General features: G+C 75.8%; 8 protein-coding genes and 1 pseudogene. 2 read left to right on the forward strand and 7 right to left on the reverse strand.

The window, feature by feature from the left end; genetic code table 11:
* The 4 genes and pseudogenes from KIK08_RS35370 to KIK08_RS35385 form a co-directional block, all read right to left on the reverse strand.
* Positions 1–254 (reverse strand): annotated as a pseudogene (locus KIK08_RS35370) (urease accessory protein UreF); the annotation flags it as partial.
* Positions 254–1,981 carry an urease subunit alpha gene (locus KIK08_RS35375; protein ID WP_214407678.1) on the reverse strand — a complete coding sequence of 576 codons (1,728 nt, stop codon included), beginning with the start codon at positions 1,979–1,981 and terminating at the stop codon, positions 254–256. The pseudogene KIK08_RS35370 and the gene KIK08_RS35375, both read right to left, overlap by 1 nt.
* Positions 1,978–2,277 carry an urease subunit beta gene (locus KIK08_RS35380; protein WP_214407679.1) on the reverse strand — a complete coding sequence of 100 codons (300 nt, stop codon included), beginning with the start codon at positions 2,275–2,277 and terminating at the stop codon, positions 1,978–1,980. The genes KIK08_RS35375 and KIK08_RS35380 overlap by 4 nt, the downstream gene beginning before the upstream one ends.
* Complete coding sequence (locus tag KIK08_RS35385) at positions 2,274–2,576, reverse strand: urease subunit gamma (RefSeq protein WP_214407680.1); 303 nt, start codon at positions 2,574–2,576, stop codon at positions 2,274–2,276. Before KIK08_RS35385 ends, KIK08_RS35380 begins: the two co-directional genes overlap by 4 nt.
* Positions 2,577–2,729: 153 nt before the next feature.
* Here KIK08_RS35385 and KIK08_RS35390 point away from each other — a divergent pair, with 153 nt between their 5' ends.
* Positions 2,730–3,593, forward strand: coding sequence for a spermidine synthase (locus tag KIK08_RS35390; protein ID WP_214407681.1), 864 nt, complete (start codon positions 2,730–2,732; stop codon positions 3,591–3,593).
* 49 nt (positions 3,594–3,642) lie between these two features.
* Here the strand turns inward: KIK08_RS35390 and KIK08_RS35395 are convergent, their stop codons facing one another.
* On the reverse strand, positions 3,643–4,953 hold the full coding sequence (locus KIK08_RS35395; protein WP_214407682.1) for an erythromycin esterase family protein: 1,311 nt from the start codon (positions 4,951–4,953) through the stop codon (positions 3,643–3,645).
* Positions 4,954–5,043: 90 nt separating this feature from the next.
* On the opposite strand from KIK08_RS35395, the gene KIK08_RS35400 reads away from it, so the two are divergent.
* A complete protein-coding gene (locus KIK08_RS35400) occupies positions 5,044–5,796 on the forward strand; it encodes a TioE family transcriptional regulator (protein ID WP_308258096.1) in 753 nt (250 codons plus the stop codon).
* Between the two features lie 7 nt (positions 5,797–5,803).
* On the opposite strand, the gene KIK08_RS35405 is transcribed toward KIK08_RS35400, so the two are convergent.
* The gene (locus KIK08_RS35405) at positions 5,804–7,333 is read right to left on the reverse strand and encodes an endolytic transglycosylase MltG (protein ID WP_214407683.1); all 1,530 of its coding nucleotides are present in this window, start codon (positions 7,331–7,333) and stop codon (positions 5,804–5,806) included.
* Between the two features lie 77 nt (positions 7,334–7,410).
* A partial coding sequence (ruvX, locus tag KIK08_RS35410) for a Holliday junction resolvase RuvX (RefSeq protein WP_250558476.1) occupies positions 7,411–7,857 on the reverse strand: 447 nt, incomplete at its 5' end.

The raw sequence follows: 7,857 nt of genomic DNA on the forward strand, positions 1-7,857 counted from the left end.
GCCGACACCGCCGCGTCCCAGGCCCGCCACGCCGGCCCTGGCCCGCCCGCGGCGAGGGCGCATGCGGCTGCCGCGGCGGCGGCGGGGACCGTGGCGGTCGTGCGGACGCGGGCGGCGAGGACGGCGGCGAGGTCGTCGGCCGAGCGCAGGAGGTCGCGGTCGACCAGGGCCTCGACGCCGCCGGAGTGCCCGTGCCCGCCGGCCGGCAACCGCGAGTCGGCCAGCAGCAGCAGGCCCATCGGCGTGCCGGTCATCAGAACAGGTGGTAGCGCTGGGCCATGGGCAGCACGTCCGCCGGGGCCGCCTCGACGACCTCGCCGTCGATCCGCACGGTGAACGTCTCGGGCTCCACCTCGATGCGGGGCAGCGCGTCGTTGCCGGGCATGTCGGCCTTGCCCACTCGACGGGTGTCGCGGACCGGCACCAGCCGCCGGGCGACGTCGAGCCGGTCGGCCAGCCCGTCGTCGAGCGCCGCCTGGGCCACGAAGTGCACCGAGGTCGCCGCGGCCGCGGTCGGCGCGGCGCCGAACATCGGCCGCGGCAGCACCGGCTGCGGGGTGGGGATGGAGGCGTTGGCGTCGCCCATCGCGGCGTAGGCGATCATGCCGCCCTTGAGCACCAGCGAGGGCCGCACCCCGAAGAAGGCGGGCTGGTAGAGCACCAGGTCGGCGAGCTTGCCGACCTCGACCGAGCCGACCTCCCCGTCGAGGCCGTGGGCGATGGCCGGGCAGATCGTGTACTTGGCGACGTAGCGGCGGGCCCGCAGGTTGTCGGCGGGCCCGTCGCCGGGCAGCGCGCCCCAGCGCTTCTTGCCCACGTGCGCGGTCTGCCAGGTGCGCATCGGCACCTCGCCGACCCGGCCCATGGCCTGCGAGTCCGAGCCGATCATCGAGATGGCGCCGATGTCGTGCAGCAGGTCCTCGGCGGCGATGGTCGAGGGCCGGATGCGGCTCTCGGCGAAGGCCAGGTCCTCCGGCACGCTCGGCTTGAGGTGGTGGCAGACCATCAGCATGTCGAGGTGCTCGTCGACGGTGTTGACGGTGTGCGGCCGGGTCGGGTTCGTCGAGCTGGGCAGCACGTGCGGCTGCCCGGCCACGGTGATGATGTCGGGCGCGTGCCCGCCCCCGGCGCCCTCGGTGTGGTAGGCGTGGATGCCCCGTCCGGCGATGGCGGCCAGGGTGTCCTGCACGTAGCCGGCCTCGTTGAGGGTGTCGGTGTGGATCGCGGCCTGCAGGCCGAACTCGTCGCACACGCGCAGGCAGGCGTCGATCGCCGCGGGCGTGGAGCCCCAGTCCTCGTGCAGCTTGAACCCGGAGATCCCGGTCAGCACCTGCTCGCGCAGCGCCTCGACGCCGACGGTGTTGCCCTTGCCGAGCAGCGCCACGTTCAGCGGCCAGCCGTCCAGCGCCTCCAGCATCCGGGCCGCGTACCAGGCGCCGGGGGTGACGGTGGTGGCCTTGGTGCCGTCGGCGGGGCCGGTGCCGCCGGCGATCCAGGTGGTGATGCCCGAACCGAGCGCCTCCGGGATCTGGGTCGGGGAGATCAGGTGGACGTGGCAGTCGACGCCGCCGGCGGTCAGGATCATCCCGTTGCCGGCGACGACCTCGGTGGACGGGCCGATCACCAGGTCGGGGTGGACGCCGTCCATGGTGTCGGGGTTGCCGGCCTTGCCCAGCGCGGCGATCCGGCCGTCGCGCACGCCGACGTCGGCCTTCACCACGCCCCAGTGGTCGAGCACGATCGCGCCGGTGATCACCAGGTCGGGGGTGCCCTCGGCCCGGGTGGTGCGGGCCTGGCCCATCGACTCGCGGATCACCTTGCCGCCGCCGAAGACGACCTCGTCGCCACCGAGTGGCCCGCGGCTGCGGTCCTCGGTGACCTCGATGAACAGGTCGGTGTCGGCCAGCCGGACGCGGTCGCCGGTGGTCGGCCCGTACAGCTCGGCGTAGCGCGCGCGGTCGACGATCCATGGCCCCGTCACGGCTGCCACCCCTCGGGCAGGCGCAGGCCGGGCACGGTGGCGGTGCCGCCGAGCTCGACCAGGTCGACGTCGCGCTCGATGCCCGGCTCGAACCGGACCGCGGTACCCGCGGGCACCGCGAGCCGCTTGCCGGTGGCCGCCTCCCGGTCGAACAGCAGCGCCGGGTTGGCCGCGGCGAAGTGGTAGTGCGAGCCGACCTGCACGGGCCGGTCGCCGGAGTTGACCACGGTGATCGTGGTGCGCGGCCGGTCGATCAGCACGGGGTCCTCGGCCAGCCGGTACTCGCCGGGGATCACGGGATCGGCCGGTGCACGGTGACGAGCTTGGTGCCGTCCGGGAAGGTCGCCTCCACCTGCACCGAGCTGATCATCTCCGGGACGCCGTCCATGACGTCGTCGCGGGTGAGCACCTGCTGGCCGCCGGTCATCAGGTCGGCGACCGAGCGGCCGTCGCGGGCGCCCTCCAGGACCCAGCCGCTGAGCAGGGCGACGGCTTCCGGGTAGTTCAGCTTCAGCCCGCGGTCGCGGCGCTGGTGCGCCAGACCTGCGGCGACGTGCAGCAGCAACCGCTCCTGCTCGTGGGGGGACAGCAGCACCTCGGCTCCTTCCGGGTCGGGGACCGGGCCGGGTGCGACCGGCGCCGATCATCCGCCCGGCAACGCTAAGAACGGAGCGTGTCGGCGGTGTGACGCGGGTGTAACGTCCGTGCCGCCGTGGGGAGCGTCGCCGCGACGGTGCAGGATCGGGGCATGGCGTCGCGGGGGGACCGGGTCGCGCGGGCGGTCGTCCGCGCCGAGGTCGACCACGGGCTCGCCGAGCTGGTCGGCGACCCCGACCGCCCCGGGGGCTGGACCCTGCTGGTGGACGGCACCGCGCAGTCGCACGTCGACCTCGACGACCCCACCCACCTGGAGTTCGAGTACGTCCGCCGGCTCGGGCACCTGGTCGACCTGGTCGCCCCCGCCGGGCGCCCGCTGCGCGCGTTGCACCTCGGCGGCGGGGCGTGGACGCTGCCGCGCTACCTGGCCACGACCCGGCCGGGCTCCGCCCAGCGCGTGGTGGAGATCGACGGCGCGCTCGTCGACCTGGTCGGCTCCCGGCTCCCCGCCGACGGCATGGGCATCGACGTCCTGGTCGGCGACGCCCGCGCGGCGCTCACCCGGATCGCCCCGGCGTCGGTCGACCTGCTGGTGCTCGACGTGTTCGCCGGAGCGCGCACGCCGGCGCACCTCACGTCCGCGGAGTTCGTGCGCGCGGCCGCGGCGGTGCTGGACCCCGACGGCGTGTACGCCGCGAACGTCGCCGACGGCGACGCGCTGGCGTTCGCGCGCACGCAGGTCGCCGCGGCGGCGGGGGTGTTCGCCGAGGTGGCCGTGGTCGCCTCGCCCGACGTGCTGCACGGGCGGCGGTTCGGCAACCTCGTGCTGGTCGGCGGGAACGGCGAGGTGCCGGCCCTCGACCTGGCCCGCCGGGTGGCGGCCGACCCGTTCCCCGCCCGGGTGCTCACCGGCGAGCCGCTGGCCCGGTTCGTGGCGGGGGCGAGGGCCCCCGGGGACCGGGCGGCGACGCCCTCGCCGCTGCCCCCGCCCGGCTTCTTCGGCCGGGCCCGCTGAGCCCTCTGAGCCCACCGAGCCCACAGAGCCCACGGAGCCCGCTGAGCGCTCAGTACGGCGACGGGATCATCGGTCCGATCCGCTCGACGTGCACGATGCCCTGCACGCTGCCCAGGTGCTGCGGGTCGAACCCGAAGTAGCCGCGGTCGGTGGTGGTGTCCTCGCGCGCCACGGGCCGGCGGGAGCTCGCGCGCAGTGCGGCGGCGAACCGCCGCGCGTCGACCAGGACGGGCCCCTCCCCCAGCGCGGCCAGTTCGCCCTCGACGGTCCCCGGTGCGGGTGCGCCGAGCCCGCGCTCCGGGCCGCTCCCCACGGTCATCGTGACGAAGGCGTAGTCCTCGCCCAGCCTGGTCGCGGTGATCGCGCCGGCGCCCCACCAGAGCATCTTCTCGGTGAACGGGCCCCAGTCCAGCTGCATGGTGCTGATCTCGCGCTTGAGGTGCGTGTTGTGCGCGTACACCAGCGTCGGCCCGCGGTCGGACTCGGCCTCGACCAGCGCGGCCAGGTTGTCCGCCATCATCGCGTCGCGCCGGCCGCTGAGCCGGCTCATCCGCCGGGGGGAGTCCACGGCCATGGTGGCGTGGTAGCGCAGCAGCCCGGCGGCCGTGCGGGCGTGCAGGTGCGCGCGATCCACCGCCCTCGCCGACGCGGCCGCAACCAGTTCGGGGAGCTGCGAGACGAACAGCCCGAGGAGGTCGTCGGCGATCAGGCGCAGCTCGACCACCTCGGGGTCGGCGCCGATCGAGCGCGCCGCGTCCATCATCGCCTCGGGCCGGTCCCAGCGGTCGTCGGCGCCGACCAGCCGCTCGATCGTGGCCGCGTCGGCCGGCAGCAGGGCGGGGTCGACGTGCGCGGCGAGGAATGCGTGCGCACCGAGCAGCGCGGCCCGGGGCGAGGCGGCGGTGGCGATCTCCAGTGGCCCGTCGAAGCCGGTGAACCTCAACCGGTCCTCCGGGTCGTGCGCGGCGTTCCAGCGCCGCATCCAGACCACCAGCTCCCGGTTGGACGGGGCCGCGCCCCAGCCGTGGCTGAACCCCGCCGCCACGACCTCGTCGAGCTCGCCCGGGCCGCCTGCCACGTAGTCGTCGACGGTGAGTGCGGCGAGGCAGTCGCTCTCGAGCGCGATCGACCGGTAGCCGGCGTGCTCCACGAGCTGCTCGAACACCCGGTTGCGCAGCAGGGGCAGCTCTTCGGCGAGGTGGGTGGGCTCCCCCAGGCCCAGCAGGCGCGGCGGGCGCGCCAGTCCGCCGAGGAACGAGGTCAGCGCGTCGGCGAGGTCGTCGGCGCCCGCGCCCAGTCGCCACCCGACGTCGGCGAGCCGTGGTCCGGTCGCGGTGGCCAGCTGGTCAGCATCGGTCATGGCTTCGACCGTATCGTTGAACCCTCTGTTGAGACTTCGCCACGGGAACCGGCAGGATGCGCGGCCGGAGCCCGCAACCGGGAGGAGAACGTGGACCGCGACCGACCCCGGCTGCGCCCGGTCGACCTCGCCCGCGAGCACGGGCTGTCCACCCAGGCCGTGCGCAACTACGAGGCCGACGGGGTCCTGCCGCCGTCCGAGCGCACCCCGAGCGGCCACCGCGTCTACCGACCCCACCACGCCGACGCCCTGCGCGCCTTCCTCGCCCTCGTCCCGGCCCACGGCCACGCGGCCGCCGCGGCGATCATGTGCGCGGTCAACGGCGGCGACGTCGACACCGCGCTCGCCCTCGTCGACGACGGCCACGCCCGGCTGCGGGAGGACCGCGAGACCCTCGCGGCGGTCGACCGCGCCGTGCGCGACCTCGCCGACCGCGCGGCCGCACCGGACGCGATGCCGGCCGGCCTGCTCGTCGGCTCGCTGGCCCACCGGCTGGGCGTGCACCCCGCGACCCTGCGCAAGTGGGAGCGCGCCGGGCTCGTCGTGCCCGCCCGCGACCCGCGAACGGGCTACCGCACCTACACGACCGCGGACGTGCGCGACGCCCGCCTGGTGCACCAGCTGCGCCGGGGCGGGTACCCGCTCGCCCAGATCGCGCCGGTCGTCGAGCAGATCCGCGCGGCCGGGGGCGTCGAGGCGCTGACCGCGGCGCTCGCAGGATGGCGCCGCCGGCTCACCGCGCGCGGTCGGGCCATGCTCGTGGCGGCCGCCGCGCTGGCGGCCTGCGTCCCCGACGACCCCGACACCGCGCCCGGCACCTGGCCACCGCGCCCGCCGGGGTGACCGGCCGCTAGAACGCGCCGTTCGCCCTGGCCAGCGCCACGTTCTGCTGGTGCTCGTCGAAGGTGGTGGCGAAGCAGGACACGCCGTCGTTCTGGCAGCGCACGAAGAAGAACCACGGGCCCTGCTCCGGCGCGAGCGCGGCCGCTACGGCCTCCGGGCCGGGCGCGGAGATCGGCGTCGGCGGGAGCCCGGTGACGACGTAGCTGTTGTAGGGCCCCGGTCGCGCCCGGTCCTCCGGGGTGGTGCGCAGGGCCTGCAGGTCGAGCGGGTAGTTGACCATCGAGTCGAGCTCGAGGCGCTGGCCGGCGCCCAGCCGGTTGTAGACCACCCGCGCCACCTTGGGCATGTCCGCGGTGATCGCCTCCTTCTCGACCAGCGAGGCGATCGTCAGGACCTGGTAGGGCGTCGAGCTGATGGCCTGCGCCCCGGAGACCAGCCCGGCGGCCTCCAGCTTCGACGCCGAGGCGGCCAGCAGGTCCTGCAGGACCTCCTGCGGGGAGACGCTGGGCAGGACGTTGTAGCGGCCCGGGACGAGCAGGCCCTCCAGTCGCCGGTTCGGGTCGGCCTTGGCCACGTCCTCCAGGGCCCACTCGGGCACGCCGAGCGTGGCCGGGTCGGTGGTGGCCATGGTGGCGCGCAGGTCGTCGACCGACACGCAGCGCTCGGCCCCGTCGACCGTCGTGCAGCTGGCCTTGGAGATCAGGCTCAGCACGCCGGGGGCGACGGTGCCGTCGGGGGCGCTGGTGTCGTCGAGCTGGACCCCGCCGCGGATCTCCAGCTGGCCCACCCTGGCCGCCGGGTCGAGCAGCCGGGCCACCGCGGCCCGCCCGGACATCTGGGCGCGGAGCTGGTAGAAGCCGGGCTGCACGGAGCGGATGCGGCTCTCGTCGCGGGCCGCGGCGGTGAACGCCTCCACGCTGGCCACCACGCCGCGCTCCTGCAGCTCGCGCCCGATCTGGGTGGTGGAGTCGCCGGCCTGGACCTCGATGATCACGTCGCCGGCGCCCTCGCCCTCGAAGTCGGCCGTGGCGAAGTACGTCGAGTACACGTAGTACCCGCCGCCGGCCAGGCCGCCGAGCAGCAGCAGGACCGCGGCCAGCAGCACCCCGACCCGGCGACCGCGACCGCGCCGCCCACCACCGGAGCCGCCGCGACGGCCGCGCGGGGGTTCGTCGTCGTCCGCCGGGTCGCCGTCGTAGGCCGGGTCGTAGCCGTCGAATGCGGGGTCGTAGCCGTCATCGGCCGGGGCGTCGACGCCCAGTGCCTCCCCCGGGTACTCGCCCGGCGCGTCGCCGCGGGCGGCCCGGGGGCCGCCGTCGGGCATCCGGATCGGGCCGGTCGGCGACTCGTCGGGGCCCTCCCAGGAGGGGTGCGGGCCGGGGCCGCCGGGGCCGCCGACCGGCTCGGGGCGACCGGGGCCGGGCCGGGGCCCGCGGATCGGGGTCGGCTCGGCGAGCCGGCGTCCGGACCTGCCAGCACCACCGGTGCCACCACCGCCGTGGTGCGGCACGGGCGGGTCCCATCTGTCCGGTTGCACCTGCCGAACATAAGAGGTGCCGCAGCACTGCGCCGATCCGGGCACGCTCATGTCGTCAAGACGTCAATTGCGAGCGCTCAGCGTGACCGCGCGGAGTCCAACCACCCCTGCAGGATGGCGACCGCCGCGGCCTGGTCGACGACCGCCCGCTGCCGGCGGCCCTTGCGGCCGCTGGCGCGCAACTGCTGCGTCGCGACGACCGTCGTGAGCCGCTCGTCGGACAGCACGACCGGCACGGCCACGACACCGGTGAGCGCGTCGACGAAGGCCCGGGCGGTCTCGGCCGCCGGACCCTCCCGACCGGCCAGCGTGCGCGGCAGCCCGACGACGATCTGCACGACCTCGTGCTCGGCCACGAGGTCGGCGATCGCGCGCAGGTCGGAGCCGCCCTCGACGTCGCGCGGCACGGTGACCAGCGGGGTGGCCAGCAGGCCGTCCGGGTCGCACAGCGCGACCCCGACCCGGACGGCCCCGACGTCGATCCCGAGCCTGCGCCCGCGCCCCGGCGCCGGGGCGGCTCCCTC

The sequence above is a fragment of the Pseudonocardia lacus genome (genome assembly GCF_018531445.1).
Taxonomy (GTDB): Bacteria; Actinomycetota; Actinomycetes; order Mycobacteriales; family Pseudonocardiaceae; genus Pseudonocardia; species Pseudonocardia lacus.

Coding starts and splice junctions, on each gene's coding strand:
- KIK08_RS35395 (WP_214407682.1), bottom strand. CDS start 4,953: ATGACCGATGCTGACCAGCTGGCCACCGCGACCGGACCACGGCTCGCC.
- KIK08_RS35390 (WP_214407681.1), top strand. CDS start 2,730: ATGGCGTCGCGGGGGGACCGGGTCGCGCGGGCGGTCGTCCGCGCCGAG.